General features: G+C 68.6%; 26 protein-coding genes. 14 read left to right on the top strand and 12 right to left on the bottom strand.

What is annotated here, in order from left to right; genetic code table 11:
* Positions 1 to 119: 119 nt before the first annotated feature.
* Positions 120 to 461: a hypothetical protein gene (locus ACTMO_RS21865; RefSeq protein WP_157062786.1), complete on the bottom strand. Its 342-nt coding sequence runs from the start codon at positions 459 to 461 to the stop codon at positions 120 to 122.
* 332 nt (positions 462 to 793) lie between these two features.
* Here ACTMO_RS21865 and ACTMO_RS0104010 point away from each other — a divergent pair, with 332 nt between their 5' ends.
* The 5 genes from ACTMO_RS0104010 (at position 794) to ACTMO_RS0103990 (ending at position 5,305) form a co-directional block, all read left to right on the top strand.
* Positions 794 to 1,390 (top strand): biotin transporter BioY, encoded by a 597-nt coding sequence (locus ACTMO_RS0104010; RefSeq protein WP_019853377.1) that lies wholly within the window; start codon positions 794 to 796, stop codon positions 1,388 to 1,390.
* Positions 1,387 to 2,790 carry a class I adenylate-forming enzyme family protein gene (locus ACTMO_RS0104005; protein ID WP_019853376.1) on the top strand — a complete coding sequence of 468 codons (1,404 nt, stop codon included), beginning with the start codon at positions 1,387 to 1,389 and terminating at the stop codon, positions 2,788 to 2,790. The genes ACTMO_RS0104010 and ACTMO_RS0104005 overlap by 4 nt, the downstream gene beginning before the upstream one ends.
* Entirely contained in the window at positions 2,787 to 3,923 is a 1,137-nt protein-coding gene (locus ACTMO_RS0104000) for a thiolase family protein (RefSeq protein WP_033401489.1), read from the top strand. The genes ACTMO_RS0104005 and ACTMO_RS0104000 overlap by 4 nt, the downstream gene beginning before the upstream one ends.
* 72 nt (positions 3,924 to 3,995) lie before the next feature.
* Positions 3,996 to 4,670 carry an energy-coupling factor ABC transporter ATP-binding protein gene (locus ACTMO_RS0103995; RefSeq protein ID WP_019853374.1) on the top strand — a complete coding sequence of 225 codons (675 nt, stop codon included), beginning with the start codon at positions 3,996 to 3,998 and terminating at the stop codon, positions 4,668 to 4,670.
* On the top strand, positions 4,667 to 5,305 hold the full coding sequence (locus ACTMO_RS0103990; RefSeq protein ID WP_019853373.1) for an energy-coupling factor transporter transmembrane component T family protein: 639 nt from the start codon (positions 4,667 to 4,669) through the stop codon (positions 5,303 to 5,305). Before ACTMO_RS0103995 ends, ACTMO_RS0103990 begins: the two co-directional genes overlap by 4 nt.
* 37 nt (positions 5,306 to 5,342) lie before the next feature.
* Here ACTMO_RS0103990 and ACTMO_RS0103985 read toward each other — a convergent pair whose 3' ends face one another.
* Complete coding sequence (locus tag ACTMO_RS0103985; protein ID WP_019853372.1) at positions 5,343 to 6,356, bottom strand: aldo/keto reductase; 1,014 nt, start codon at positions 6,354 to 6,356, stop codon at positions 5,343 to 5,345.
* 98 nt (positions 6,357 to 6,454) lie between these two features.
* Here ACTMO_RS0103985 and ACTMO_RS0103980 point away from each other — a divergent pair, with 98 nt between their 5' ends.
* Both ACTMO_RS0103980 and ACTMO_RS20255 read left to right on the top strand, forming a co-directional pair.
* The gene (locus ACTMO_RS0103980; RefSeq protein ID WP_019853371.1) at positions 6,455 to 7,348 is read left to right on the top strand and encodes a LysR family transcriptional regulator; all 894 of its coding nucleotides are present in this window, start codon (positions 6,455 to 6,457) and stop codon (positions 7,346 to 7,348) included.
* Positions 7,349 to 7,454: 106 nt separating this feature from the next.
* Positions 7,455 to 8,255, top strand: a complete 801-nt coding sequence (locus tag ACTMO_RS20255) for an SDR family oxidoreductase (RefSeq protein ID WP_019853370.1) — start codon at positions 7,455 to 7,457, stop codon at positions 8,253 to 8,255.
* Between the two features lie 17 nt (positions 8,256 to 8,272).
* Here ACTMO_RS20255 and ACTMO_RS0103970 read toward each other — a convergent pair whose 3' ends face one another.
* From ACTMO_RS0103970 to ctaD, 4 genes are all read right to left on the bottom strand, one after another.
* Positions 8,273 to 9,085 (bottom strand): aminoacyl-tRNA hydrolase, encoded by an 813-nt coding sequence (locus tag ACTMO_RS0103970; protein ID WP_019853369.1) that lies wholly within the window; start codon positions 9,083 to 9,085, stop codon positions 8,273 to 8,275.
* Positions 9,086 to 9,176: 91 nt separating this feature from the next.
* Positions 9,177 to 9,818: a Pr6Pr family membrane protein gene (locus ACTMO_RS0103965; RefSeq protein WP_019853368.1), complete on the bottom strand. Its 642-nt coding sequence runs from the start codon at positions 9,816 to 9,818 to the stop codon at positions 9,177 to 9,179.
* Between the two features lie 17 nt (positions 9,819 to 9,835).
* Positions 9,836 to 11,071, bottom strand: a complete 1,236-nt coding sequence (gene serB, locus ACTMO_RS0103960) for a phosphoserine phosphatase SerB (RefSeq protein WP_019853367.1) — start codon at positions 11,069 to 11,071, stop codon at positions 9,836 to 9,838.
* A 168-nt stretch (positions 11,072 to 11,239) separates the two neighbouring features.
* A complete protein-coding gene (gene ctaD, locus ACTMO_RS0103955; protein ID WP_019853366.1) occupies positions 11,240 to 13,003 on the bottom strand; it encodes an aa3-type cytochrome oxidase subunit I in 1,764 nt (587 codons plus the stop codon).
* Between the two features lie 383 nt (positions 13,004 to 13,386).
* On the opposite strand from ctaD, the gene ACTMO_RS0103950 reads away from it, so the two are divergent.
* From ACTMO_RS0103950 to ACTMO_RS0103940, 3 genes are all read left to right on the top strand, one after another.
* Positions 13,387 to 14,013, top strand: coding sequence for a DUF305 domain-containing protein (locus ACTMO_RS0103950; protein WP_019853365.1), 627 nt, complete (start codon positions 13,387 to 13,389; stop codon positions 14,011 to 14,013).
* Between the two features lie 201 nt (positions 14,014 to 14,214).
* On the top strand, positions 14,215 to 14,901 hold the full coding sequence (locus ACTMO_RS0103945; protein ID WP_026448848.1) for an HAD family hydrolase: 687 nt from the start codon (positions 14,215 to 14,217) through the stop codon (positions 14,899 to 14,901).
* Between the two features lie 243 nt (positions 14,902 to 15,144).
* Complete coding sequence (locus tag ACTMO_RS0103940) at positions 15,145 to 16,020, top strand: SDR family oxidoreductase (protein WP_019853363.1); 876 nt, start codon at positions 15,145 to 15,147, stop codon at positions 16,018 to 16,020.
* A 54-nt stretch (positions 16,021 to 16,074) separates the two neighbouring features.
* Here the strand turns inward: ACTMO_RS0103940 and ACTMO_RS0103935 are convergent, their stop codons facing one another.
* From ACTMO_RS0103935 to ACTMO_RS0103915, 5 genes are all read right to left on the bottom strand, one after another.
* Positions 16,075 to 16,821 (bottom strand): succinate dehydrogenase/fumarate reductase iron-sulfur subunit, encoded by a 747-nt coding sequence (locus tag ACTMO_RS0103935; protein WP_026448846.1) that lies wholly within the window; start codon positions 16,819 to 16,821, stop codon positions 16,075 to 16,077.
* A gap of 47 nt (positions 16,822 to 16,868) precedes the next feature.
* Positions 16,869 to 18,776 carry a fumarate reductase/succinate dehydrogenase flavoprotein subunit gene (locus ACTMO_RS0103930; protein ID WP_019853361.1) on the bottom strand — a complete coding sequence of 636 codons (1,908 nt, stop codon included), beginning with the start codon at positions 18,774 to 18,776 and terminating at the stop codon, positions 16,869 to 16,871.
* Between the two features lie 31 nt (positions 18,777 to 18,807).
* Positions 18,808 to 19,602, bottom strand: coding sequence for a hypothetical protein (locus ACTMO_RS0103925; RefSeq protein ID WP_019853360.1), 795 nt, complete (start codon positions 19,600 to 19,602; stop codon positions 18,808 to 18,810).
* A 52-nt stretch (positions 19,603 to 19,654) separates the two neighbouring features.
* Positions 19,655 to 19,999: a hypothetical protein gene (locus tag ACTMO_RS0103920; RefSeq protein ID WP_033401696.1), complete on the bottom strand. Its 345-nt coding sequence runs from the start codon at positions 19,997 to 19,999 to the stop codon at positions 19,655 to 19,657.
* 129 nt (positions 20,000 to 20,128) lie between these two features.
* Positions 20,129 to 20,311 carry a hypothetical protein gene (locus ACTMO_RS0103915; RefSeq protein WP_019853358.1) on the bottom strand — a complete coding sequence of 61 codons (183 nt, stop codon included), beginning with the start codon at positions 20,309 to 20,311 and terminating at the stop codon, positions 20,129 to 20,131.
* A gap of 220 nt (positions 20,312 to 20,531) precedes the next feature.
* Here ACTMO_RS0103915 and ACTMO_RS0103910 point away from each other — a divergent pair, with 220 nt between their 5' ends.
* From ACTMO_RS0103910 to ACTMO_RS20250, 3 genes are all read left to right on the top strand, one after another.
* On the top strand, positions 20,532 to 21,524 hold the full coding sequence (locus ACTMO_RS0103910) for an aldo/keto reductase (protein WP_019853357.1): 993 nt from the start codon (positions 20,532 to 20,534) through the stop codon (positions 21,522 to 21,524).
* 236 nt (positions 21,525 to 21,760) lie between these two features.
* Complete coding sequence (locus ACTMO_RS0103905) at positions 21,761 to 21,970, top strand: DUF2188 domain-containing protein (protein WP_019853356.1); 210 nt, start codon at positions 21,761 to 21,763, stop codon at positions 21,968 to 21,970.
* A gap of 166 nt (positions 21,971 to 22,136) precedes the next feature.
* Positions 22,137 to 23,504: a GNAT family N-acetyltransferase gene (locus tag ACTMO_RS20250; RefSeq protein WP_051099017.1), complete on the top strand. Its 1,368-nt coding sequence runs from the start codon at positions 22,137 to 22,139 to the stop codon at positions 23,502 to 23,504.
* A gap of 22 nt (positions 23,505 to 23,526) precedes the next feature.
* Here ACTMO_RS20250 and ACTMO_RS0103895 read toward each other — a convergent pair whose 3' ends face one another.
* On the bottom strand, positions 23,527 to 23,982 hold the full coding sequence (locus tag ACTMO_RS0103895) for a hypothetical protein (RefSeq protein ID WP_019853355.1): 456 nt from the start codon (positions 23,980 to 23,982) through the stop codon (positions 23,527 to 23,529).
* A gap of 629 nt (positions 23,983 to 24,611) precedes the next feature.
* Here ACTMO_RS0103895 and ACTMO_RS0103890 point away from each other — a divergent pair.
* A complete protein-coding gene (locus ACTMO_RS0103890; RefSeq protein WP_019853354.1) occupies positions 24,612 to 26,804 on the top strand; it encodes a glycoside hydrolase domain-containing protein in 2,193 nt (730 codons plus the stop codon).
* Positions 26,805 to 26,847: the final 43 nt, after the last annotated feature.

Raw genomic sequence — 26,847 nt, 5'->3', positions numbered from 1 at the left:
AGGGACCGACCACCCGACTCCCGTCCGTCCGTACCGCGACGAGCGGAACCGTCCGGGCGGCCGGGGCCTCCCGGACGATTCCCACGCCGGGGAGGCGGCACCGCCCCCGCGAACGGGGATCACCTGCTCCACCGGGGACGTGCGACGGGTACGGCCACGTAGGCGGCGAAGCACTCCTCGCAGAAACCCCCGGACTTCTCCCCCGAAGGGGAGTCCGTCTCTTCGCTCGGGGAGACCAGCACCTCCCCGTGTCCGCCGAGGCTCGGGACCGGCCCGCCCTCCGGGGGCGGGGGAACCGTACTGGCGTGTTGACGGGAGTCGCCCTCGGCTCTGATCCAGAAGATCTCGGCGTGTTCGGTGTCCTCACCGAGCTCCGTCCGGCCACCGCGCGCCAGGACCTCCCTGGCGAGTTCGTGTCCGCTGCGCATCGCCGTCCACTCGGGACCTCGTTGTTCGTTCATCACCCACAGTTTCGGCACGATTTCCTCTCGTGCACAGTGGTGACCGCGGAAACGTTCCACCGACCGGGTGGCACGCGTCGGTGCTGCCCTCCGGGCGACGACCGCCCGCGTCCCGGCCGCCGAGTCCCCTCGGGACGGCGAGTCGCGGAACGAGCACCTCCCGTGTTGTGGGATCTCCACAACCGTGTCCGCTTTTTTCTGTATCCGGCGCGATCACGGTTAGGTTGTGCGCGGCGCTCCGGCCGGACAGCCGAGCGACGTCCCGAGACCGGGTGAGCTCACCCGCTCGGGTGGCTTCCCCCGACCGTTACTCAGGTACTCAGGAGAACAGCGTGACCGACCCCGTGCAGTCTCCGGAGAGGAACTCCGGTTCCGCGCAGCCGGCGGCGGATCTGGCCCGCATCGTGGTCTTCGCCGCGTTCACCGCAGTGCTCGGCACCTTCCCCGGCATCTACCTCGCGGGGGCGGCAGTGCCGATCGTGCTGCAGAACATGGGACCGCTGCTGGCGGGCAGCGTGCTCGGTGCCCGGCGCGGAGCCGCCTCGATGCTGTTGTTCCTGGCGCTGGTCGCCCTGGGACTGCCGCTGCTGTCCGGTGGGCGCGGCGGAATAGGACAGTTCTTCGGGCAGAGCGGTGGCTTTCTGGTCGGATGGGTGTTCTCGGCCCTGGTGGTGGGGCTGATCGTCTCCGCGGTGCGCAGACCCACCCTGCCGGTGCTGCTGCTGGCCAACCTCGCCGGGGTCGCCGTGGACTACCTGTTCGGCGTTCCCTTCATGGCCTGGATCCTCGAGGACGTGCGCAGTGCGGTGATCCTCTCACTGGGCTTCGTCCCCGGCGACCTCGCCAAGGTCGTGTTGGTCTCCCTGGTGGCCGCCGCCGTGCTCCGGGCCTTCCCGAACACGGTTCCCCGGAAAGGGTCCCGGCGATGAGCACGGCCTCCCGTCCGCGCGTTCCCCCGGTCCTGGCCGATGGACTCCCCCGGAACCTCCACGACGGGACCCGCTGGCTCGACGGCGCGGAGCTGCTGCGCCACGCGCACTCCGCGGCGGCGGAGCTCGCCGCGGCCGGGGTGGGGCCCGGCAGCCGGGTCGCCGTGGAAGCCGACACCGAGCCGGCCACCCGACTGGCCCGGATGCTCGGTGCCGACCTGCTCGGAGCGGCCACCCTGTTCGTCGACCCCGACTGGAACACCACCGAGCGCGCCGGGACCCTCGCCGACGCGGCCCCCCATGTGGTGGTCGGAGGCCGGATCCGGTCCGGCCACCCGCGCCCGGACCTTCCGGAAGCCGACGGAACCTCCCTGTTCTACCTGCCCACCACATCGGGCAGTACCTCCCGGCCCCGGGTGCTCGCCCGCACCCGCTCCTCCTGGTGGCACAGCTTCGAGGCCTTCGAGGTCGGAGTCACCGGGCAGGACACGGTGCTGGTTCCCGGTCCGGTCAGCTCCTCGCTGTTCCTGTTCGGGACCCTGCACGCCATGCACCTCGGTGCCGGGCTCCGGCTGTTGCCGCGATGGTCGGCCCACGCCGCCGCGCGGGCCTGCCGGGAGGCCACCGTGGTCCACATGGTGCCGTCGATGCTGTCCGCACTGCTGGCGGTGCTCGCCCGGCAGCCGCGGCTGCGTAAGGAGTGCCGCGTCCGGCGTTTCGTCTGCGGCGGCGCCGCCGTGGACGACGGGCTGCGGGCGGAACTGGAGCGGATCCTGCCCGGCAGCGAACTCGTGGAGTACTACGGCTCGGCCGAGCACTCCCTGGTCGCGCTGCGCGGCAACGACGGTGTGCTGCACCCCGCCCGTGCCGTGGAGACGGACATCCGTGGCGGGGAGGGTTCCGTGGCCACGGGCGAGACCGGAACCCTGTGGGTACGCTCGCCGCTGGCCTGCTCCGGCCGCCTGGAGGCCGGACGGCTGGTTCCGCTGCCCGAAGGCTTCCACACCGTCGGCGACCTCGCCGTCCGCCGGGACGGCGGGGGGTTCACCGTGCTGGGACGCGGCTCCGGCACCATCGACAGCGGGGCGGAGCTCGTGCCCGCCGAAAGCGTGGAGCACGTGCTGCGCCCGGTTGCCGGGGTTCGCGACGTGGTGGTCGCGGCCACCCCGCACCCCAGGTTCGGCTCCCTGGTCACGGCGGTGATCGAAACCGATCCCAGGCATCCGCCCGACGCGGCCGAGCTGCGCCGCGTCGCCAGACGGGAGCTGAACGGCAACCGGCGTCCGCGCCGGTGGTTGACCACCGAGGCCCTTCCCCGCACCTCCACGGGCAAACCCGCGCGCGGGCTGATCACCGAACGGCTCACCGCCGGGACCCTGGCCGCCGAACCACTGCGATGACCGAAGCACCCCCGAACACTCCCGTGATCACCGCCGCCCGGCGCACTCCCGTGGGCACGGCGGGCGGAGCGCTGCGCGACATCGAGCTCGACCGGCTGACCGCCCCCGTGCTGCACGCGGTGCTGGCGGACAGTGGTTTCGGCCACGTCGACGACGTGCTGCTCGGCAACACCCGGGGTCCTGGGGGCAATCCGGCCAGGGTGGCCGCGCTGCGGGCCGGGTTCGGTCACGCCGTGCCGGGAACCACGGTGGACCGGCAGTGCGCGAGCGGACTGAGCGCTGTCGTGCTCGCCGCCGACCTGGTCACCGCCGGGGCCGGGGAGTACTACCTCGCGGGTGGGGCGGAGAGCGCCTCCACCGCCCCCTGGCGGGCCCACCGCCCACGCGTCCCCACCGAACCGCCCGTCTTCCGCGAGCGCGCGCCCTTCGCCCCGCCCGAGATCGGTGATCCCGACATGGGCCCCGCCGCGGATCTGGTCGCCGCCGAGGCGGGAATCAGCCGCCGGCGCCAGGACCGGTTCGCCGCCCGCAGCCACCGTCGGGCGGTTCGGGCGCGTGAGACCGGGGAGTTCACCCCCGAACTCGTCACGGTCAACGGGGTGGGTACCGACGAGCGCCCCCGGGCCGGTCTCGACGAACGGCGCATGGCACGGTTCCCTCCCGCGTTCACTCCGCGGGGCACCGCGACCGCAGCCAACTCCTGCGGCATCGCCGACGGGGCGGCCGTGCTCGCCGTCACCAGCGAACGTCGTCGGGCTCGGCTGGGCCTGCCGGGGATCCGGTTGTCGGCCCGGTACACCAGCGGCACCGACCCCAACCGGCCGGGCACGGCGGCGGTGCCGGCGATGCGTGCCGTGCTGGAGGAGACCGGACGTGTTCCCGAGGTGGTCGAGTTCACCGAGGCGTTCGCCGGGCAGGTGCTGGCCTGCACGGACGCCTCCGGGATCGACGAGGGGACGGTCAGTCCGGACGGGGGAGCCATCGCCCTCGGTCACCCGTGGGGGGCCTCCGGGGCGATACTGCTCGTGCGGTTGTTCCACCGGATGACCCGGCACGGGCACCGGGTGGGGATGGCCGCGTTGTCCTCGGGAGGGGGGCTCGGTGTCGCCACCGTGTGGGAACTGGTCGACTGACCCCACCGGGAGGCGCCGGCTCCGCGCTCCCGGAGGAACAGTCTCGCGCACGTCGTCGTGGAAGGAAGACGGTTGATCGAGTTCGACGGAGTGGGCCACTCCTACGGCGAGCACACCGTGCTCGACCGCATCGACCTGCGCCTGGAGGAGAAACGGGTGGCGTTCGTCGGCGCCAACGGATCCGGGAAGTCCACCCTGGCCAGAACGATCAACGGGCTGGTGCGCCCGGCCCGGGGGCGGGTGCTGGTGGACGGGCTCGACGCGGTCCGCGACGGCAGGCGCGTCCGCTCCCGGGTCGGCTTCGTGTTCACCAACCCCGACTCCCAGATCGTCATGCCCACCGCCGGTGAGGACGTGGCCTTCTCCCTGCGCGGAAAAGGTCTATCCAAACAGGAAAGACAGCGCCTCGCCGAGGCCGCGCTGGCCGAACACGGACTGCAGGGCTACGCCCAGCACCCGGCGCAGCAGCTCTCCGGAGGGCAGAAACAACTGCTCGCGCTGTGCGCCATGCTGGTGCTCGAACCGGACGTGCTGGTCTGTGACGAACCCACCACCCTGCTCGACCTGCGCAACAAACGACTCTTCGTGGAAAGGCTGCAACGCCTCGAACAACAGGTGGTGCTGGTCACCCACGACCTGGAACTGCTGGAGAACTTCGACCGCGTCGTGGTGCTCGACCAGGGGCGGGTCGTCGCCGACGACGAGCCCCACGCGGCACTGCGCCACTATCGGGAGCTCGTGACATGAGTCGCCCCCTCGGCCTGTACCAGCCCGGCAACAGCCCCCTGCACCGCGCCCCGGCCGGGGGGAAACTCCTCGGCCTGCTCGTCTTCGCCACCGTGGTGATGCTGTTCGACGAGCCGGTCCCCCTCGCGGTCGCGGCCGGGGCGGTGTTGGCCGGGTTCGTCACGGCCCGCATCCGCCCCGACCGGGTGCTGCGGATGACGGGAACGCTGCTGGTGGTGCTGGGCGCGATCTTCGCGTTGCAGTCGTGGCTGCTGGATCCGAAAAGCGCGGCCGTGGTGTGCCTGCGACTGCTCACCGCGATCAGCGCGGCCAACCTGTTCACCCTCACCACCAGGATCGACGACCTGGTCTCGGCGGTGGAACGCGGGCTGGCCCCCGCCCGCCGGCTGGGACTGCGTCCCGAGACCTTCGGGCTGCTGGTGGGACTGACCGTGCAGGCGGTGGGAGTGTTGGCGACCATCGCCGCACAGACCCGCGAGGCCCAGCGGGCCCGCGACGCGAGCCGTTCCGTGTCCGCCTTCGCCGTCCCCTTCCTGATACGCACCCTGCGTCACGCCGACGAACTGGGCGAGGCCCTGGCCGCGCGCGGCGTCGGCGACGCACGGGAGGAACGCTCGGAATCTCCCCGGAACTGAGCAGGACCGGGACTGCGCCCCGGCCCCACTCGGATCCTCAGTCCCCGCCCGGCAGCGGCACCTCGGCGGAGACCAGTCGTTCCTCCCGCAGTTGACGCCAGAACCCCTCGGGAATCGGGGTGCGGGACAACTCCAGGTTCTCGCTCACGCGCTCGGGCCGTGACATACCCGGGATCGTGGCGGCCACCGCCGGGTGGGCCGTCGGGAACCGCAGGGCCGCCGCCTTCAGGTCCACCCCGTGGTTCTCGGCGACGTCCCGCAGCCGCCGCACCCGGTCCAGCACCTCCGCGGAGGCCGGCCGGTACTCGAAGTGCTCTCCCCCGGCCAGCACACCGGAGTTGAAGGGGCCGCCCACCACCAGGTCGACGCCGCGCTCCTCGCAGGTGGGAAGCAGCCGTTGGGCGGCGTGGGCATGGTCGAACAGGGTGTAGCGTCCGGCCAGCAGGAACGCGTCGGGGCGCGGTTCCTCCAGCCCCAGCACCAGTTCGCAGGGCTCGACCGTGTTCACGCCCAGGCCCCATGCCCGGACGACCCCCTGCTCACGCAGGCTCTCCAACGCGCGGAACGCCCCGGTGCGGGCCGCGGCGAAGGCGTCGATCCAGTCGTCGCCGTGGAAGTCCGGGGAGACGTCGTGTACCCAGGCGATGTCGATGTGGTCGGTGCGCAGCCGCCGCAGGGACTGTTCGACCGCGCGCAGGGTCCCGTCGTAGGTGTAGTCGTCGACTACCCTGTTCGGGAGTCCGTGCGCGAACAGGCCGTCCCCCTCCGGGTTCGGCTCGGCCGGTCCTCCGGTCTCCTCCTCGATCACCCGGCCGACCTTCGTGCTGAGCACGTAGTCGGAGCGGGGGTACTGCGACAGCACCCGCCCCAGCCTGTCCTCGGACAGCCCGGCCCCGTAGATCGGTGCCGTGTCGTAGTAGCGGATGCCCTCCTTCCAGGCGGTCTCGACCGTGGCCAGCGCGTCCTCCTCCGGCACGGCGCGGAACATGTTGCCCAGGGGGGCCGCGCCGAAACCGAGAGTGTGCTCGGCCACTAACGAGCGGATGCTCATGTGTACTCCTCTCCACGTCGTCCACTACGACGTTAGGGTGAGTTCGTGAGACTGTCTAAGACTCGCTGGGCGAAACTTGTTTCCGCGAAGGTCTGAACATGCTGGATCTGCGTCAACTCCACTACTTCGTGGCCGTGGCCGAGACCGAACACGTGGGCCGGGCGGCCGAGGCACTGCACGTCTCCCAGTCCCCGCTGAGTCGCCGGATCGCGGACCTGGAGAAACAGCTGGGCTGCACCCTGTTCGAACGCGACCGACAACGTCTCCGTCTCACCGCCGACGGTCGGGTGTTCCGCACCGAGGCACAGGCACTGCTGCGGCACGCCGAGAGGCTGGAGTCCCTCGGACAACGTCTGGGGCGCGGTGAGACCGGAGGACTGTGCCTGGGCTACGTGGGCCACGCCCTGCACGCCGGGGTACTGCCCCGTGCACTGCGTTCCCTGCGCCAGCAGCGCCCGGAGGTGCACGTGGCGCTGTACAACCAGCCCCCGGCCGAACAGCTGGAGGGGCTGCGGCGGCGCGGTCTGGACATCGCTCTGGTGGACACGCCCCCGGAGAACGACGATCCGCTGCTCGAATCCGCGCTGGTACTGGAGGACCCGCTCATGCTGGCCGTTCCGGACCGGCATCCGCTGGCCGAGCACACCGACATCCGCCCCGAGGACGTGGACGGGCAGTCCTGGATCACCGTGGCCGACGGCGATCCGCCCGGTGGCTCCGAGGGTTTCCTGTCCTCCTGCGCGGCGGCCGGGTTCACCCCCCGCATCCGCACCACCGCCCCGGAACCGCTCGCCGCGCTGGGGCTGGTCGCCTCCGGCCTGGGCCTGGCACTGATCCAGCGCAGTATGCGGGACAGCGCTCCTCCCGAGGTGAGGCTGCGCGAGATCGCCTGGCACCCCTCACCGGTGCGGCTGTGGGCGGCGTGGCACCACATCGACCTCCGCCCCCTGGTCACCGAGTTCCGCCACCTGCTGCTGTCGGGAACCGGCTGAACCGCCCACCACGGCACGGCGTCAGTCCCGTGTCAGCACGGTGTCAGTTCCGTCACCTAGTTTCCGACCCTGAACCGACCCGAACGGAAAGAACGGGGGAGAAACGGTGACCGGACGCTTCACGGACAAGACCGCGTTGGTGGTGGGGGGGTCGCGGGGGATCGGCTACGCCATCGCCGAACAGCTCGCCCGGGAGGGAGCCAACGTGGCGATCACCGCACGCGGCGAGAGTGCCCTGGAACAGGCCGCCCGCACGATCGGCGAGCGGACCGGGGCGAAGATACTCGCTGTACCCGGACACGCCAGAAGGCCCGAGCAGCGGGAGGCCACGGTAGAACGGACCGTTGCCGAGTTCGGCAGACTGGACCTGTTGGTCCACAACACCGCCACCAACGTCTCGAAGAACGCCCCGGTTCTGGACCTCGATCCCGAAGCCATGCTCAAGGAGTACGACCTGAACGTGCTCTCCGCCCTGGAGTACGTGAAGCTGGCCTACCGGGCGAGCATGGAAGAACACGGCGGCTCGGTGATACTGCTCAGCTCCGTGGCGGGTTCGGCCAATGTCCGGGTGCCCGCCTACTCGATGACCAAAGCCGCCCTGGAAGTGCTGTGTCGCAGCCTGGCCGACCAGCTCGCCCCCGGAGTGCGGGTCAACAGCGTGGCCCCCGCGTTCGTGGACACCGAGTTCGCCACGAACCTGCAACGTATCCCCCGGGAACGGATCGACTCCTCCTATCCCCTGGGACGTGAGGCCACCCCCGAGGACGTCGCGCGTGCCGCGGCCTTCCTCGCCTCGGACGAGGCCCAGTGGATCACCGGAACCACGCTGGTGGTCGACGGCGGCAAGTCCACCTCCCCCTACCGTCACGACATCCCCCATCCCGAGGTGGGACAGGTGCTGCACTGACCACGCGGGAGCCGTCCCTACCGAGGCCACTGGGCGAGCACGGTGACCGTGCCGGGGTCGATCTCGGTGAACCCCGCGTCGCGCACGGCGGCGATGCCTCGCCGCCGCCACGCCGTCGCCGGGTCCTCCGTAGGGGAGAGTTCCTTCCACTGTTCCGGCGAGGGGGTGCGGACCGCACAGCGGAAGCCGTCCTCGACCCATCCGCGCAGTTCCTGTTCGGCCCGGGCGGACCGTTGCCCTCCGGCGCACGCGTCGCCGTGCAGCAGGGCGGCCAGGATCATCGTCGCGTGTCCCACCTGGGCGGCGGCCTTGCCCGCGCTCATGTCGACCTCGGGGTTCAGCCACAGCACCGGAACACCGGCGGGCGGTTCCCCGGGGTCGTCGTGCGGCAGCTCGCTGCCCGAGATCTGTAGTCTGGTCAACTCGCGGGGCATCTCGGAGAGTCTGGTGGGCAGCAGCGCACGCGCCTCGGCTCCACCGACGGAGACCGTGATGCCGGCGAGCTCCTCCACCGCCCGCCAGTGTGACCCGCGGGCCCGGCGGGTGACCTTGCGGATCCGCCCACCGACCCACTCGGAGACGGCTGCGTGCCACGGGCCCGCCGGCGCGCTGCGCTCGTCCAGGCAGACGGACAGCGCGCAGACGGCGGCGGCCTCCAGCAAGGCGGTACGCGCCGGAGGGGCGCCGCGTTCGATGCGCAGCACCACCGGCATCAGCACCACGTCCTCGGGGTCCTCGTCCGAGGTGTCGGCCGTGAGGTGGTCCGGCAACGCCAACCAGGAGGCGTAGCGCTCGGTCAGCGGGTGCAGCACAGCGGCGGGATCACTCACGCCCCCATTGTCCGACACCACCCGCGACCGAGACCGCCGGGCCGCCCGCGGGTTCCGCACCGGCAGCGCCGGCGGGAACCCGCACCGCCGCTCAGACCGGCACGCGTTCCTCGCTGCGCTCGCCCACGCGCACGTTGCCGAGCCAGGCCACCAGCACCGCAGCCGCGGCGATGCCCAGGGCCATGAACAGCAGGTGCAGCAGCACCCCGTCGATACCGCCGACCGCCTCCGGACGCAGGAAGGGGTACGGGAACCATCCGGTCACCGCGCCCCGCACCAGCGCGTAGGTCACGTAGGCCAGGGGAACGAACAACCAGGACAGCGCCCGGCCGTAACCCACCCGCGCACGCGGCCGGACCACCAGCCAGTCCAGGAACATCACCACGGGAACCACCCGGTGCATCACGGTGTTGACCCACGGCAACGTCAGCCCGAGGTCCCCGTCGTCCAGCAGCAGGGCGAACACGATCCCGGTGGTCGCCATGTAGACGGTCATTCCTCCACGCAGCCACTCCAGCCAGACCCGGTTGCCCAGGCCCGGCGCGACTCCGAGCCGCACCAGCAGCAGCCCGGCTGCGATGTTGCTGAGAATCGTGAAGTAGCTGAAGAAGTTCACCGGCGAGAAACCGGGCAGCCAGACCTCGACGAGGAACTGTCTGCCCACGGCGACGATCGCCAAGGCCCCGAGCAGCACCCGCGCCAGGCGCACGAACCAGCCCCCGCTGGACATCATGTACCGGTCACCTCACGTCACGTTTCCAGCGGCACACGCGCCACGAACCCGTCCTCCGCGTCGGCGGCCTCCACCTCGGCTCTGGTCACCCCGAGCACGAACAGCACCGCGTCGAGGAAGGGATGGGACAGCGCGGTGTCCGCGATCTCCCGCAGCGCGGGCTTGGCGTTGAACGCCACGCCCAGTCCGGCCGTGGCGAGCATGTCCATGTCGTTGGCACCGTCACCGACCGCCACGCACTGCGAGAGCGGCACGTTGTAGGACTCGGCGAAACGTCGCAACGCACGAGCCTTGCCTCCGCGGTCGACGATCTCGCCGACGACACGGCCCGTGAGTTTACCGTCGACGATCTCCAGGTCGTTGGCCGCGCTGAAGTCGAGACCGAGATCGTCGACGAGGTAGTCAATGATCCTGGTGAAACCGCCGGATACCACACCGGTGTGGTATCCGAGCCTGCGCAGGGTGCGCACCGTGGTCCGCGCACCGGGGGTCAGGCGGAGCTCCTTGCCGACCTCGTCCAGCACCGAGGCGGGCAGGCCCTCCAGCACCGCCACCCTGCGCCGCAGGGACTCGGCGAAGTCCACCTCGCCACGCATGGCCTGCTCGGTGACCCTGCGGACCTCCTCCTCGCGCCCGGCCTTGGCGGCCAGCATCTCGATGACCTCGCCCTGGACCAGGGTCGAGTCGACGTCGAACACCACGAGTCGCTTGGCGCGGCGGGACAGGCCGGTGCGTTCCACGGCGACGTCGACACCGATGTCCTCGGACAGGTCGGACATCTCGGAGGTGAGCCGCTCGTCGGCCCGTTCTCCCGTCTCCTCCGAGGTCACGTGCAGCTGTAGTCCGGTGACCGGGTAGTCGGCCACCCGCTGGATGGAGTCTATGTTGACGTTGATCTCGGCCAGTTTGCGGGCCACTTCCGAGAAGCTGCGCGCGGTGACCGGCTGACCGAGCACCGTGACGACGTGGGTCGAACCGAGTTTGTCGGCCTGACCGTCCTCGGCGTCGATCTCCACCTCGACAGCCATCCCCACGGTCGCCATCGCCTGCTCGATGGACTCCTGGAGCTGCTCGGGATCCTGCTCGGTGGAAACGAGTACTCCGAGGACCAGTCGTCCGCGGATCACGACCTGCTCGACATCGAGCACGTCCACCCCGTGCCTGGTCAGCGCCGCGAACAGCACCGACGTCACGCCCGGCCGGTCCTGGCCGGTCACGGTCATCAGCACGGTGGTGGGATTCGACGTGGTCACGACTGACGACACTCCCTCGATATTCGGCTCTACGGTCCACCCTACGGGGTTCGGGAAACCGTCCCGAACGACACAGAGCCCCGGACCGGTCGGCGGCCGACCGGCCGGGGCTCCCCGTCGAGCGGGTTCACCGTGACACACCCGTGAAGGATGTCGTTAGGTCGAACGTCACTTCCCGTCGCTGTTGTGTCCCGCCGAGGAGCCTTCCACCTCGGAGGGGTTGCCGGCGCCGGCGTGCGCCAGCGGCTTGCCGGACAGGCCCACGTGGCTCTCCAGCCTCATCCGCTCGCTCATGTGCGGGTAGTGCAGCTCGAAGGCGGGCCGCTCGGAACGGATGCGCGGCAGCTCGGTGAAGTTGTGCCGCGGCGGCGGGCAGGAGGTGGCCCACTCCAGCGAGTTGCCGTGACCCCACGGGTCGTCGACCTCGGCGACTTCTCCGTAGCGGTAGCTCTTGAACACGTTGTACAGGAACGGCAGCATCGACGCGCCGAGCAGGAACGCTCCCGCCGTGGAGATGGTGTTCAACGTGGTGAAGCCGTCACCGGGCAGGTAGTCGGCGTAGCGGCGGGGCATCCCCTCGTTGCCGAGCCAGTGCTGCACCAGGAACGTGGCGTGGAAGCCGATGAAGGTCAGCCAGAAGTGCAGTTTGCCCAGCCGCTCGTCCATCATCCGGCCGGTCATCTTCGGGAACCAGAAGTAGATGCCGGCGAAGGTCGCGAACACGATCGTGCCGTAGAGCACGTAGTGGAAGTGGGCCACCACGAAGTAGGTGTCCGAGACGTGGAAGTCGATGGGAGGCGAGGCCAGCAGCACGCCGGTCAGCCCGCCGAACAGGAAGGTCACCAGGAACCCGACACTGAAGATCATCGGGGTCTCGAAGGTGATCTGACCCTTCCACATGGTGCCGATCCAGTTGAAGAACTTGATGCCGGTGGGCACCGCGATCAGGAAGGTGGTGAAGGCGAAGAACGGCAGCAGCACCGCACCGGTGGCGTACATGTGGTGCGCCCAGACCACGACCGACAGCGCGGCGATGCCGAGGGTCGCGTAGACCAGTCCGGTGTAGCCGAACAGCGGCTTGCGGGAGAACACCGGGAAGATCTCGGTGACGATGCCGAAGAAGGGCAGCGCGACGATGTAGACCTCGGGGTGGCCGAAGAACCAGAACAGGTGCTGCCACAGGATCACGCCGCCGTTGGCGGGATCGAACACGTGCGCGCCCATGTGCCGGTCGGCCAGCAGCCCCATCAGGGCGGCCGTGAGGATCGGGAAGGCCATCAGGATCAGCACACTGGTGACCAGGATGTTCCAGGTGAAGATCGGCATCCGCCACATGGTCATGCCCGGGGCGCGCATGCACACCACGGTGGTCACCATGTTGACCCCGCCGAGGATGGTGCCGAGCCCGGAGACGAGCAGCCCGGTGATCCACAGATCCGCCCCGATGCCCGGCGAGTGGACCGGGTTGGACAGCGGGGTGTAGGCGAACCACCCGAAGTCGGCGGCCCCGTTGGGGGCGAGGAACCCGCTGACCACGATCAGCCCGCCGAAGAGGTACAGCCAGTAGGAGAACGAGTTCAGCCGGGGGAAGGCCACGTCGGGGGCGCCGATCTGCAGCGGCAGGATGTAGTTGGCGAAGCCGAACAGCACGGGTGTCGCGTACAGCAGCAGCATGATCGTGCCGTGCATGGTGAACAGCTGGTTGTACTGCTCCTGCGACAGGAACTGCATGCCCGGCACCGCGAGCTCGCCGCGGATCAGCATGGCCATCAGACCGCCGACCAGGAAGAAGCCTATCGAGGTGGTCAGATAGAGAATGCCGAGCTGCTTGGGATCGGTGGTGCGCAGCAGTCCCAGCAGTGTGGATCCCTTGGACGTCTTTCGCACCGGATAGGGGCGCGAAGTGATCGGCTCTGGCGCGACGGCCGTCACGGTGCCTCCTGCACTGCCTCGAAGACGTTGTCGGCCCCGATCACGGGACCGCCCGGCCCCTCCCGGGCCGGCTAACCCTGGTTGGCAGGAGCACAACGGTGTCGGCGGGGTTCGCCGTCCCACCACTGAGCCACTGCCATCTGCGGATATTAGCTCTGTCGTTCAGCTCCGCTACGTCCGGGCCGTAGTCACCCTATTCATCACGAACTCGCCGAGCATCCCGTTGAGATCCATCCGACACCCGACCACCCGGGCAGGCGCTGTCGAGGCGACCCCTTAAGCTGACTGGGACCACCCGTGACGGTGGCACGCAACAGCGGTACGAAGGGCTCCGCAGGCGTGTCGACGTGTCCGGCACTCGACCTGCCCGGGGGAGGATCAGCATGTCCGGAGGCGAAGCAACGGTGCGCACAAGCACGATCATCGGCGTCCTGGGGGCCGCGGTCCTGGCACTGACCGGCTGCTCGCCGAACTACGAAGAAGCCAGCGAGCAGTCTCCAGCTCCGGGAACTCCCCCGCCGCCGAGCGCGATCGTCCCCGCGAAGGGTGAGGAGAAGGCCGAGGCCAACATCGACCTGGAGTTCGCCCGGCAGATGAAGGCCTACCACCGCGCCGAGGAACAGCTCGTGGAGATCGCGCTGAACAACTCCGCTCAGCAGCGTGTCACCGAGTTCGCCGAGCAACTCGAACAGCACGGGCAGTACCTCGAGCGGATCGACGAGTGGCTCGCCGAGCGGCAGGAGGGCGGCGCGGACTCCGGGGAGCAGCACACCTGGATGCCGGAGACCGACGTGGCCGGTGAGATCACCGAGCTGGAGGAGGCCCCGCGCGGGGAGTTCGCCACGCTCTGGGTCAAGGCCATGATCGACCACCACGACGCCGTGCTCGAGATGACCGACACCGAGATCGAACGGGGCTCCGACCAGCAACTGCGGTCGATCGCCCGACAGATCCGCGACTCCAGGCAACAGGAGCTGGACGAGCTCAAGCAGCTGCGCGAGCAACTGTGAGTTCCGCTACGGAACTCGGACGGAACCCGGCGGCGTTCGTTCCACGGTGAACGGCGCCGCCGGTTTTTCGCGGTCCGGATCCTCCGCACTCCGGGCGTGCCGCCTTCCGGGCGAGAGTCGCCCGGAGAGGCTTTCCCTCTCCCCACGCTCCTCGGTAGGTTCCGTGCGGTCGTGTCCCCGAACCGGATGGGATGTGCGGTGATGCGCCGGAGTCTCGTGTTCGACGCCGACGACACGCTGTGGGAGAACAACGTCCTGTTCGAACGTGCCGTCGAAGCCTTCATCGACCACCTCGCCCACCCGACCCTCTCCCGCGAGCAGGTGCGTTCCCGGTTGGACGAGGTGGAACGGGTGAACTGCCGGATCCACGGTTACGGGGTGGACAGTTTCGAACGCAGTCTCATCGAGTGTCTGGCGCGGCTGCGGGACGGACAGGGGGTCACCGAGTTCGACCGCGCCGAGCTGAGCAGGGCCTGTGCCCCCATCCGACAGCGGCGGGTCGAGCTGATCGACGGGGTCGCCGAGACCCTGCGGGAGCTGGCCACCCGTCACGACCTGTACCTGCTCACCAAGGGAAACCACGCGGAGCAGAGCGGAAAGATCGAGTCCTCCGGGCTGCGGGAGCTGTTCACCGGCGTCGGAATCGTCGCCGAGAAGGAACCGGAGACCTACAAGCACTTCGTCGTCGAGCACGATCTGGACCCCACGGTCACCTGGATGATCGGCAACTCCCCGGGCTCGGACGTGTGGCCCGCGCTGGACGCGGGGCTGAACGCGGTGCTCGTGCCGCATCCGCAGACCTGGTCGCTGGAGCGGCGTGAGCTTCCCGAGCGGCGGGACGGGTTCCGGGTGGTCGAGCGTTTCGCCGAGCTCGGCGAGCACTTCTAGGAGAGCTGCCGGACTCGGCTCGGTTTCCGGGCTCTCGGCTGCCGCCGCCGGGCCCGACACGGCGGAAACGGTGTCGACCTCCGGCCCCGCCCAGGCTGGGCCCGTTCGGTGTCACGCGAAGTGACCACCGGCACACCCCTTTACTTTACGAGCCAGTAACCTACTATGGGTAACCCAGCCGGTCCGTATCCGGTCCGGCCACCGCCGTAGCCAGCTCACCGAGTTCAGGGAGAGCCCATGCCCATGTCGATGTCCGGCAGAGTCGTTGCCATCACGGGCGCAGCCCGGGGGATCGGCGCCCAGACCGCCCGGCAACTCGCCCGCCGCGGAGCGCGACTGGCGCTCATCGGCCTGGAACCGGACGAACTCGCCGCCGTGGCCGCCGAACTCGGCGACGGACACGTGTGGTTCGAGGCCGACGTCACCGACCCGGAGTCCATCGGCACCGCGATCGAGAAGACCGCACAACAGTTGGGCGGCATCGACGTGGTGGTCGCCAACGCCGGAATCGCCCCCTTCGGCACGGTCCGCCACCACGACCCGAAGGCCTTCACCAAGACCATCGACGTGAACCTCAACGGGGTGTTCCACACCGCCCAGGCGGCCATGCCCCACCTGGTCGAACGCCACGGCTACCTGCTGGTGATCTCCTCCCTGTCCGCCTTCACCCCCATCGGGGGCATGGCCGCCTACACGGCCAGCAAGGCCGGCTCGGAGGCCCTGGCCAGCGCGCTCAGCTCCGAGACCTCGCACCTGGGGGTCGCGGTGGGAAGCGCCCATCCCTCCTGGATCGACACCGACCTGGTGCGCGACGCCTCGGCGGACCTGCCGAGCTTCCGCGCGATGCGGGCGAAGCTGCCGTGGCCGATGCACTCGACCACCACGGTCGAGGACTGCGCCCGTGCGATCACCGCCGGAATCGAACGGCGGGCTCGTCGGATCTACGTCCCCCGCTCGGTCATGCTGATGCACTGGCTGCGCAACCTGCCCTCCTCCCGCCTGGTCGAACTGCTGATGAAGCCGGTGGTGCGCAGGCTGCTTCCGCAGATGGAACAGGAAGTGGCCCGGCTGGGGCGGGGCTTCAGCGCACGCAACCAGAAACTCCAGTCCGGAGACTGACTCCGGCGGGAGTCGGGTCACCGCGCCCTGCGGGCCCTCCCAGCGGGGAGGGCCCTATCCACGGCGCCGGAACAACCACGGGATCGGGTCGTAACGCCTGTCGGCCAGGCGCTCCTTGAGCGGGATCAGCGCGTTGTCGGTGATTCGGATGTGTTCCGGGCACACCTCGGTGCAGCACTTCGTGATGTTGCACAGCCCCAGGCCGTGCTCACCACGGGCCTCCTCCGCACGGTCCCCGTCGTAGTCGTCCAGTGGGTGCATCTCCAGCTCGGCCACCCGCATCAGGAAACGGGGACCGGAGAAGGCCTCCTTGTTCTCCTCGTGATCCCGGATCACGTGACAGGTGTCCTGGCACAGGAAGCACTCGATGCACTTGCGGAACTCCTGGGAACGCTCCACGTCCCGCTGCCACATCCGGTACTGGCCGGGTTCCACCCCCGCCGGAGGGGTGAAACCCGGAACCTCGCGGGCCTTCACGTAGTTGTAGGAGACGTCGCAGACGAGGTCCTTGATCACCGGGAAGGTCCGCATCGGAGTGACGGTGACGGTCTCCTCCGGGTCGAACAGCGACATCCTCGTCATACAGGTCAGCCGGGGCCTGCCGTTGACCTCCGCCGAACACGAACCGCACTTGCCCGCCTTGCAGTTCCACCGCACCGCGAGATCGGGGCAGTGGGTGGCCTGCAGACGGTGCAGCAGGTCCAACACCACCTCCCCCTCCTCGGCCTCCACCTCGTAGTCCCGCAGTTCTCCCTCGTCTCCGCTGCCGCGCCACACCCGCAGCCGCACCCGTTGTCCCATCGCACCGTTCCTTCCACGCAGCGGCTCCACGTTCCCGACCGTGGCTGTCATCGCTTTCGGGACGGTTCCCCGAGCACGCCCAGCTCCTCGGCGGTGAAGTACTTCTCCAGTTCCTCCCGGGAGAACAGACGCATCAGGTCCGGACGCATCGGTTCCTGCGGCTGCTCGGAGAGCTCCAGCTCACCCCCGCGCAACACGCAGCTCAACAGTCGGTTGCGCCAGTTGGGGTCCATCCGGGGGTGGTCCTCCCTGGTGTGCCCGCCCCGGCTCTCGGTGCGCCGCAGGGCCGCCGCGGCGACACACTCGCTGACCAGCAGCATGTTGCGCACGTCCAGGGCCAGGTGCCAGCCGGGATTGAACTGTCGGTTCCCCTCGGGGACGGTCATCCGGACAGCGCGCTGCCGGATCTCGGTCAGCTGCTCCAGGGCCGAGCACATCTCGCCGCCGTCCCGGATGATGCCGACCAGCCGGTTCATCACCTGCTGCAACTCCGCGTGCAGGGCGTAGGGGTTCTCCCCGCCCCGGACCCCCGCCGCGTCGAAGGGTTCCAGGGCGGTGTGCACGGCCTCGTCCACCTCCCCGGCGGAGACCTCGGGGCGTCGTACCAGCCCCACGACGTACTCGGCCGCCCCGATCCCGGCTCTTCTGCCGAAGACCAGCAGATCCGACAGCGAGTTCCCACCCAACCGGTTCGAACCGTGCATCCCCCCGGCCACCTCACCGGCGGCGAACAGGCCGGGCACGGCCGAGGCGGCCGAGTCGGGATCCACCTCGACCCCGCCCATCACGTAGTGGCAGGTGGGGCCCACCTCCATACTCTGGGCCGTGATGTCCACATCGGCCAGTTCCTTGAACTGGTGGTGCATCGAGGGCAGCCTGCGCAGTATCTCCTCCGTGGAGAGTCTGCTGGCCACGTCCAGGTAAACCCCTCCGTGCGGGCTGCCCCTGCCCTCCTTCACCTCGTTGTTGATCGCGCGGGCGACCTCGTCGCGGGGCAGCAGTTCGGGGGGCCTGCGGTTACGGTCCGGATCCGTGTACCAGCGGTCGGCCTCCTCCGGGGAGTCCGCGTAGGACTCCTTGAAGACCTCGGGGACGTAGTCGAACATGAACCGCCGCCCGTGCGCGTCGCGCAGCACACCCCCGTCGCCGCGCACCGATTCGGTGACCAGGATTCCCTTCACACTGGGCGGCCACACCATCCCGGTCGGGTGGAACTGGACGAACTCCATGTTGATCAGTCGTGCCCCGGCGCGCAGCGCCAGGGCGTGTCCGTCCCCGGTGTACTCCCAGGAGTTGGAGGTGACCTTGAAGGACTTGCCGATCCCTCCGGTGGCCAACACGACCGCGGGGGCCCGCAGCACCGCGAACCTGCCGCTCTCCCGCCAGTACCCGACCACCCCGGCCATCCGGTCCCCCTCCCGGAGCAGGTCGGTGACCGTGAACTCGGCGAAGACCCGCAGCCCCGCCTCGTAGTCCCCGTGTTCGGCGTGGTCCCGCTGTTGCAGCGAGACGATCCGCTGTTGCAGGGTGCGGATCAGTTCCAGCCCGGTACGGTCCCCCACGTGCGCCAGCCGGGGGTACTCGTGGCCGCCGAAGTTACGCTGGCTCACTCGCCCGTCCGGAGTGCGGTCGAACAGTGCGCCGTAGGTCTCCAGCTCCCACACCCGCTGGGGGGCCTCCAGGGCGTGCAGCTCGGCCATCCTCCAGTTGTTGAGGAACTTGCCCCCGCGCATCGTGTCGCGGAAGTGCACCCTCCAGTCGTCCCCCGCGTTGACGTTGCCCATGGCCGCGGCGATCCCGCCCTCGGCCATGACGGTGTGTGCCTTGCCGAACAGCGACTTGCACAACACCGCCGTGCGCATCCCGCGCTCCCGGGCCTCGATCGCGGCGCGGAGCCCCGCCCCGCCCGCCCCGACCACGACCACGTCGTAGTCGTGCCGTTCCGTTTCGGCCATGACTGTCCGACTCCTCCCGAGGAAATCCGGGTCAGTTGATCAAGCGGGGGTCGGGGAACGCCCCGGAGGCCACGAGCATCACGTACAGGTCCACCAGCGCCACCGAGAACAGCGAGGCCCAGGCCAGCGACATGTGCCTGCCGTTGAGCCGACTGACCCAGGTCCACAGGCGGTAGCGCACCGGATGCCGGGAGAAGTGGTTGATCCGTCCTCCCACCAGGTGCCGGCAGGAATGACACGAAAGCGTGTATCCCCACAGCAGCACCACGTTGACGACCATGAGCAGCGTGCCGAGCCCGACCCCCACGCCGCCGTTCACACCGTGGAAGGCCAGCACGGTGTCGTAGGTCAGCACGGCAGCCACCAGCACGGCGGCGTAGAAGAAGTAGCGGTGCGCGTTCTGCAGGAGCAGCGGAAGACGGGACTCGCCGGTGTACCGGCGGTGTGGCTCGGTCACCGCGCACGCGGGTGGGGACAACCAGAACGCCCTGTAGTAGGCCTTGCGGTAGTAGTAACAGGTCAGCCGGAACCCGAACACGAAGGGCAGCACGAACACCGGAGGGGGAACCCACGGGGCCAGGTCGGGGAAGGGGGTTCCGAGGTGGCTGGCCCCCGGCACACACGCCTCGCTGAGGCAGGGGGAGAAGAACGGGGCGAGATAGTGCTGTTCCGGTGCCCAGTACCACGTGTTCATGAAGGTGCGCACCAGCCCGTAGACCACGAAGGCGGACAGGCCCAGGGCGGTGCCCAAGGGGGGCAACCACCACCGATCGGTGCGCAGGGTGCGGGTGCGTCGCGGACCGGACGTGGTCGTGGGAGCGGCCATGCTCTGCTCTACCTCTGGGGTCGCGGATGTCCTGACGATGGCTGGTCCGTGCTCAGTCCTGGTGAGCCGACTGGCCCCCCACCCCCTCGTCGTCCACTCCCCGCCACCAGGAGGGGTCGTACGGGGTGTCCGGGACCTCGACGATCTCCTGCCCCCCGGAGGGCCTTCCCGCGACGCCCCCGCCCCGGGAGGTGTCCCGGCCGCCGTGGGAGCGTTGGGACGGTGGACCGGGAGCGGCCGTCGACAGCTCGGAAACGTCGATCTCCAGTCGTTGCAGGTCGTTCTCCACACGCCGCACCACGGGGGTGTCCCCGTAACGCGCGTAGAGCTCGTCCACGCCGGTGCGCAGCTGGGCGAGGGCACGCAGCACGTCCCCCAGTTCGGCCGTCGAGGACATCTCCGCCACCTCTTCCGTGTTTCCGGCCCGTGAACATCACAACCCTGCACGGACAAGTATAAGTGACGAAGAACACGTGTCATCCACAACACGCTGGAATTCTCGGAAAAGCCCCTGAAAGAGGGCCGCTCACCCGGCGAACAGGTGACGCACGAAGGTCACCAGCGACTGGAGGACGAACACCACGCTGTCGAACAGCATCGTCGCCCCCTGGCGGACGAGGCCGGCGGAGCCCACCGGGTCCCGCACCACCAGATACCCCACGGCGAGCACGGCACACGCCACCAGAACGAGCACACTTCTGCGGTCCAAGCCAGGCCTCCGTGTCTCGAACGACCGCACACCGCAGGCCACCATCGCACGATCCGCCCCGTGGAGGGAGCGGCCATGCCGGGCCTGCACCGATCGTGCGACAAGGCTAGACCACACCACCCCGTCGCCGCGGGCGGTCGCGGGAAAACGCTCGCGAAGGACGCCCCACGGCTACGTAGTCTGGACGAGCGAGCGAGAAACACCGACACGGAGGCCTCGAATGCGGCAACGCCGACTGGGCAGCCAAGGGCTGCGGGTGAGCGAGCAGGGACTCGGATGCATGGGGATGAGCTTCGCCTACGCGGGCAGGGACGACGAGGAGTCCGTGGCCACCGTCCACAGAGCCCTCGACCTCGGCATCGACTTCTTCGACACGGCGGACATGTACGGCCCGTGGAGCAACGAGAGGTTGCTGGGACGCGCGCTGTCCGGTCGCAGGGACGAGGTGGTGCTGGCCACGAAGTTCGGCAACGAGGTCGACGACGACGGGAACCTGGCGGGCAGGGTCAACGGGCGACCCGAGTACCTGCGGGCGGCGATCGACGGCTCCCTGCGCCGACTGGGAGTCGACCACGTGGACCTGTACTACCAGCACCGGGTGGACCCGGACGTTCCGGTGGAGGAGACCTGGGGAGCACTGTCCGAACTGGTGCGGGAGGGCAAGGTGCGCTTCCTCGGGATCTCCGAGGCCGCGCCGTCCTCCATCCGGCGGGCACACTCCACCCACCCCGTGACGGCGGTGCAGACCGAATACTCGCTGTTCAGCAGGGATCCCGAGGACAACGGGGTGCTGGCCACCTGCCGCGAACTCGGCATCGGCTTCGTGGCCTACTCGCCGTTGGGGCGGGGGTTCCTCTCCGGCAGGATCCGCTCGGTCGAGGACCTGGACCCCGACGACTACCGACGCGGTGCCCCGCGTTTCCAGGGGGAGAACTTCCGCCGGAACCTGGACGTGGTCGAACGGGTGCACGAGCTGGCCGCGAACAAGGGGGTCACGGCCTCCCAACTGGCCATCGCCTGGGTCCTCGCCCAGGGCGAGGACATCGTGGCCATCCCCGGGACCAAACGGCGGCCTTACCTGGAGGAGAACGCGGGTGCCTCCGAGGTCACCCTCACCGAGGAGGACCTCGACGCCATAGAACGAGTGGCTCCCCTCGGCGTCGCCTCCGGTGAACGCTACGACGAGCAGCGGATGCGCAGCGTCTACGTGTGAGTGGGTCGCGTGGTGCCGCCCCGCCCCTCCCCGAACCGGGGCGGCACCGTCTCCGAGTGTGCTCCGGAACCTCCCGCGCTGTCCCGCCGCCACGCCCGACACGCCCCGGCTCGGTGGGCGGCGGTGTTGACGAGGGGCAGGGGAAGTTGATCGGCTCGTTCCGGTGCCCGCGGGTGTGGAAGGGCTCCGACGCGGGTACGCCGGTACAGAACGTTTCCCCTTCCGGAGAGGCAGTCATGACCCAGCGACACGTCGTTCCCGGTGGCGGCGGAGGAGGCTGGAAAGTGGTCGACGCGACCACCGACTCCGCCCAGTCGAAGACCAACACCCAGGCGGACGCGATCGACGAGGCACGCAGGCAGCTGGAGAACTCCGACGGAGGAGAGATCCTCATCCACGGGATAGACGGTTCGGTTCGGGACCGTCGCACCGTGCAGCCGACCTGACGGTCGTGGGACGACGTCCGGCGCCCTGGTCCGAGCGGGCTTCCCGGCGCGGCCCCGGAGGCGCGGGACGTCGCACCCGAAGGATTGCCCGAGACACGGGGAGACGGAAACACTCCGCTAAACGGACCTTGCTCCGCCGGTAACATCCCGCTCCCAGGATGTCGCCATGAGCGACTCGGAGTTCGTCCCCCGTGAGCACGCGGCCCGCCGATTCCGACCGACATCCCTGGTCGGGATCGGTGTCCTCGTCGTCCTGCTCGGTGTGGCCCACCGGGCACTGGCCTACTGGGACGCGGGGGGAGTGTTCACCCCCGCCCTCGTGTCCGTCGGAGGTGTCCTGCTGCTGCTCGGCGTGTGCCGCACGGCGGTGCGGCACACCGGAGAGAACTCTTCCCCGCGGGCGGGAGGAACACGTCCCGCCGAGTCGAGCACGGTCGCCTCGGCGCTGACCCCGTCCCGGCAACTGTGGCGGGTGCGGGCCTCTGTGGACGACACTCCCGGTGCGCTGGCCGCGGTGGCGAGTGAACTGTCCCGGTTGGACGCTGACATCAGGACGGTGCGGGTGCACCCGGTCGCCGACGCTGCGGTCGACGAGTTCCTGCTGGACCTGCCCGTGGCCACCACGCACTCCGAGCTGGTCGCTGCCGTGGCGGGAGCCGGTGCCGGCGGGGTCACCGCGGAACGCACCGACCCGCGCGAACTGGACGACATGCCCACCCGGGCACTGCGCCTGGCCAACGAACTCGTGACCGGCACCGTCGAGCCGGAACGCGCGCTGCGTGCCCTGCTCGGAGAGGTGACGTCGCGCAGCGCGCGCCATCCGGGAGAGGCCGGAATCGAGGGGGTCGAGGGGACCGTCATGCGGCTGACCGATCCCGACGGTGGCCTGCTCACGGTACGGCGCCCCCACGGGGAGTTCACCCCCGCCGAGTTCGCCAGGGCCGGTGCCCTGCTGACGCTGGTGAGCACCCGGCGGAGGTTGCTCGGCAGGCCCGTGCGGAGCCTGCGCACCAAGCACGGCAGGCCGGTCCTGCTGCGCACCGCCGACACGTGCGATCTCGACCTGGTGCGTGCCCTGCACGGGTGGTGTTCGGGGGCCGGTATGCACCGCCGTTACTTCGGGGCGGGAACCCCCACGGAGCGCGGGCTGAGACTGCTGCTCACCCCGGAACTCGGCAGATCGCTGCTGGCCTTCTCCGTCACGGGCGAGGTCATCGGCATGGGAAACCTCGGCTACACCGCCGACGAGGGGGAACTCGCCCTGCTGGTCCGCGACGACTGGCAGGGACACGGGGTCGGATCGGTGCTGCGGGACGCGCTGCTGGAACACGCCCGACAGCGTGGGCTGGACACCGTCACCGCGCTGACCCAGCTGGACAACACCCCCATCACCCGCACCCTGCGGTCGGCGGGGTTCCGGCACGCGGGAACGGACGAACCCGGCGAGTGGTCGTGGGTGTTCGAGCCGGGACGCGAGCCCGCCGGATGCCCGGACGCGGAGCCCTATCCATCCCCTCTCGTCGGGAGCGACTGAACGTCTTGCGTCCGCCCGTGGCTCACGGCAGCTCCTCCGGGGTGGTCTCGAAACCGGGCAGGGGGTCTCCCGCGACGTCCTCGCTGCGTTCCCGTGCCTTCATACGGGCCTCGTGGACGTGTCTGGCCCCGTCGAGCAGTTCCGTGCGCAGCCAGCGTTCCAGTTCCCGGAACCGGGACCAGTACCCGTCGTCGAACTCCTCCAGGGTCTGGAAGGTCCACCTGCCGGGCAGCACGTTCCTGCCGAACAGCTCCCGCTCCAGCCGGTCGGCGAGGTCGGGACGGTCGCAGGAGCGCAGTAGTCGGATGGCCTTCCCGACTCCGGCGTCGGCGGCCCCGACGAGCTGGTGCCACTCGTAGAGCGCTCCCCTGGCCCGTTCGATCTTCTCCAACGCCTCGGTCATCCGTCCCACGGCCGTCACGGCCGGTTCCTCGTCCTCGTTCCGCCACGGCTGTCCGGTCCCGTCGCACTCGTTCATGACCGGCACGCCCCCTTTCACACGGCACACTCCTCCGAGCGTGACCGGTCCCGGCACGCGACGCACGAGCGGCGAGCACGAGAAATAACGCGCTGTGTGGAACACGTTTCCCACAGTGTGTGATCCACACCAAAAACATGAAAGCTATTGCAATCTAGTGCCCTTTTGCTAAGATCAGCACGACGTCGACACCACGACGAGAAGACTGGGGGAGTTACTACGGTCCTTTTGGCCCCACAAGGGGCCAGAATCGATGTCCAACCTAACACCCGATGGAGCAACGACAGAATCTTAATCTAGATCAGACATCTTTCACTGGGCTTCGAACAGATGACTCGGAGGAATCTCGGTCCTGCGAGCATGTGGACGGTGCCCGGAAAACGTAGAAGCGTCGTCGACGACCGACGTCAGGAATCCTTTTTTCGCGTGGGAATCGGGTAGTCCGACGAGGACACTGGTTCCGGACAGTATTCCTGGAACGGCGATTTCCCTACCGTTCTGTGTCGTGAGCTCCCGTTCGGTCACGCCGACCATTCCGCATTGTCCGGAGTATCCCCCTTCCGGACAGCACGGTTCTCCGTGGATTTTCTGCGACGTCAAGCCGAGAACACCAGGAGAGGAGACTTCTTGTGGCCGACGAAATGGTCCGCAGAGCACAACGATTCGTGAATCGCACCTACGGCGGCGTGTCCGGCGTTCCGAATCTCACGGAAGACGGAATCACGGGCTGGAACACCATGAACGCGCTGACGCGCGCGCTTCAACACGAGGTCGGTATGACCCATCTTGCCGATGAGTTCAATCCCGTGACACTCGCGAGTCTGGAACAGAAGTACCCCAGTATCGACGCGGACGTAACAGTTCCGGCGAACGTGATACGTATCCTCCAGTCCGGACTGTACTGCAAGGGCTACGACGGTGGCGGGATAGACGGGAAATTCAACGACCGCGTTTCGTCCTCGGTCACCGACATCAAGTCCGACATGGGGGTGGCGAGTGTTTACCCCGGCGACGCGGTCATGCCGAAGGTGTTCAAGGGCATCCTCAACATGGACGCCTACGTCACGGTCAACGGCGGAACGGCCGAGGTCCGGGAAATCCAACGGTGGCTCAACGGCCGCTACACCAGGCGCGCCGGATTCTTCATCTCCCCCTGCGACGGAAGGTACACGCGGGACACCGCGATAGCCATGATGGTCGCGATCCAGTACGAGAGCGGCCTGCCCGACGAGAAGGTCGACGGCTTGTACGGACCGACGACGCGGGACGAACTCAAAAAGCACGAGCTGAGTACGGGATCGACGGGGCCATGGGTACGCCTGTTCACCGCGTTGCTGATCTGCAACCAACGCGGCGGGGCGGTTTTCACGGACACCTTCGGCTCACGCGAGTCGAAAATCACCCGTAACTTCCAGGAGTTCGTGAAACTCAGTGTCACCGGTACCGGAAACTACCGGACGTGGGCCTCGCTACTCGTTTCCACCGGGGATCCCGACCGCAGGGGGTCGGCCTGCGACGGCGTCACCGAGATCACTCCCGAACGGGCCCGGGCGCTGAAGGACGCGGGATACGAGTACATCGGACGCTATCTGTACAACCCCAGCACCACGTCGTTGCCGGAGAAGCAGATACAACCCGGCGAACTGGACACCATCGCGCGGTACGGACTGCGTTGCTTCCCCATATACCAGACCTACGGAAGAGGAGCGGTCTACTTCGACCGAGCGCGAGGACAAGAGGACGCGTACTCCGCCGTTTACTGGGCACGCCACCACGGCTTCAAGCCCGGCACCCGGATCTACTTCGCGGTCGACTTCGACGTCCTGGACCACGAGGTGACGTCGAACATCATCCCCCATTTCCGGGGTATCAACGAAGTGATCTGGCGGAACTCGGGGTACAAAGTAGGAATCTATGGACCTCGTAACGTCTGTTCCCGGGTTTCCGCCGAAGGGCTGAGCACGGCGAGCTTCGTCTCCGGAATGTCCACGGCGTTTTCCGGCAACCTCGGCTATCCCCTTCCCAGGGACTGGTCGTTCGACCAGATCGCCACGGTGACGATCGGATCCGGCGAGGGCGAGATCGAGATCGACAACAACATCGCCTCCGGCCGGGACGAAGGACAGGGAAGTTTCGATCCGAGCTACCCCGACGGAAAGCCCGATGTTCCCTTCGACTTCGCCGACAAGACGGCCATGCTCAAGGACATGAGGGCCTATCTGGAATCCATCGGTGTTCCGGAGACCGGCGGAGAAGGATGGGATGATGACTGGGCGACTCTCGGAAGCAACAGCAACACCGACTCCTTCAACAAGGTTCTGGAACACGACGAGCTGTTCACCAGTCTGGCCCGGACGCTCAACATTCGTAAAGCACTCGTCCAGGCCCCCGTGCTGTGGGAGATCCGCCAGTGGAACCCCACGGACAAGGCGAAGGACGAGGCCGTCATCAACGGTGTCAGTGACGACAGTTCCACGGGGCTCGGGCAGATATTCGGCAAGACAGCCATCGAGGCGTGGAACTACTGCGTCGACGCGGGAATCGTCAACGGCAGCAAACTCAGCAAGGAGAAAGACCTCAAAGGCGTATGGACTAAGCTTCGTACCGACGAACGGTACAACATCAGGTTCGCCGCATACGTGCTGTTTCACAGCGCCCATCTGAAGAACCTAGACCGCCCCACGCTGACGACCAGTGACTGCGACACCAAGAAGATACTGGCCCGCTACAACGGGACAGGAGACAACGCCCAACAGTACGGCTGTGATGTGCTCGGTGTCTACAAGGTCTTCGAGAAGTACTACAGCATACAGCGCGCCTGACCGTCACGACTCACTCCAGGATCCGAACAGCGCGGGAAAGGTG

It is taken from the genome of Actinopolyspora mortivallis DSM 44261 (genome assembly GCF_000384035.1).
In the GTDB taxonomy this organism is placed as follows: Bacteria; Actinomycetota; Actinomycetes; order Mycobacteriales; family Pseudonocardiaceae; genus Actinopolyspora; species Actinopolyspora mortivallis.
This window is presented reverse-complemented; position numbering and strand designations above follow the sequence as displayed.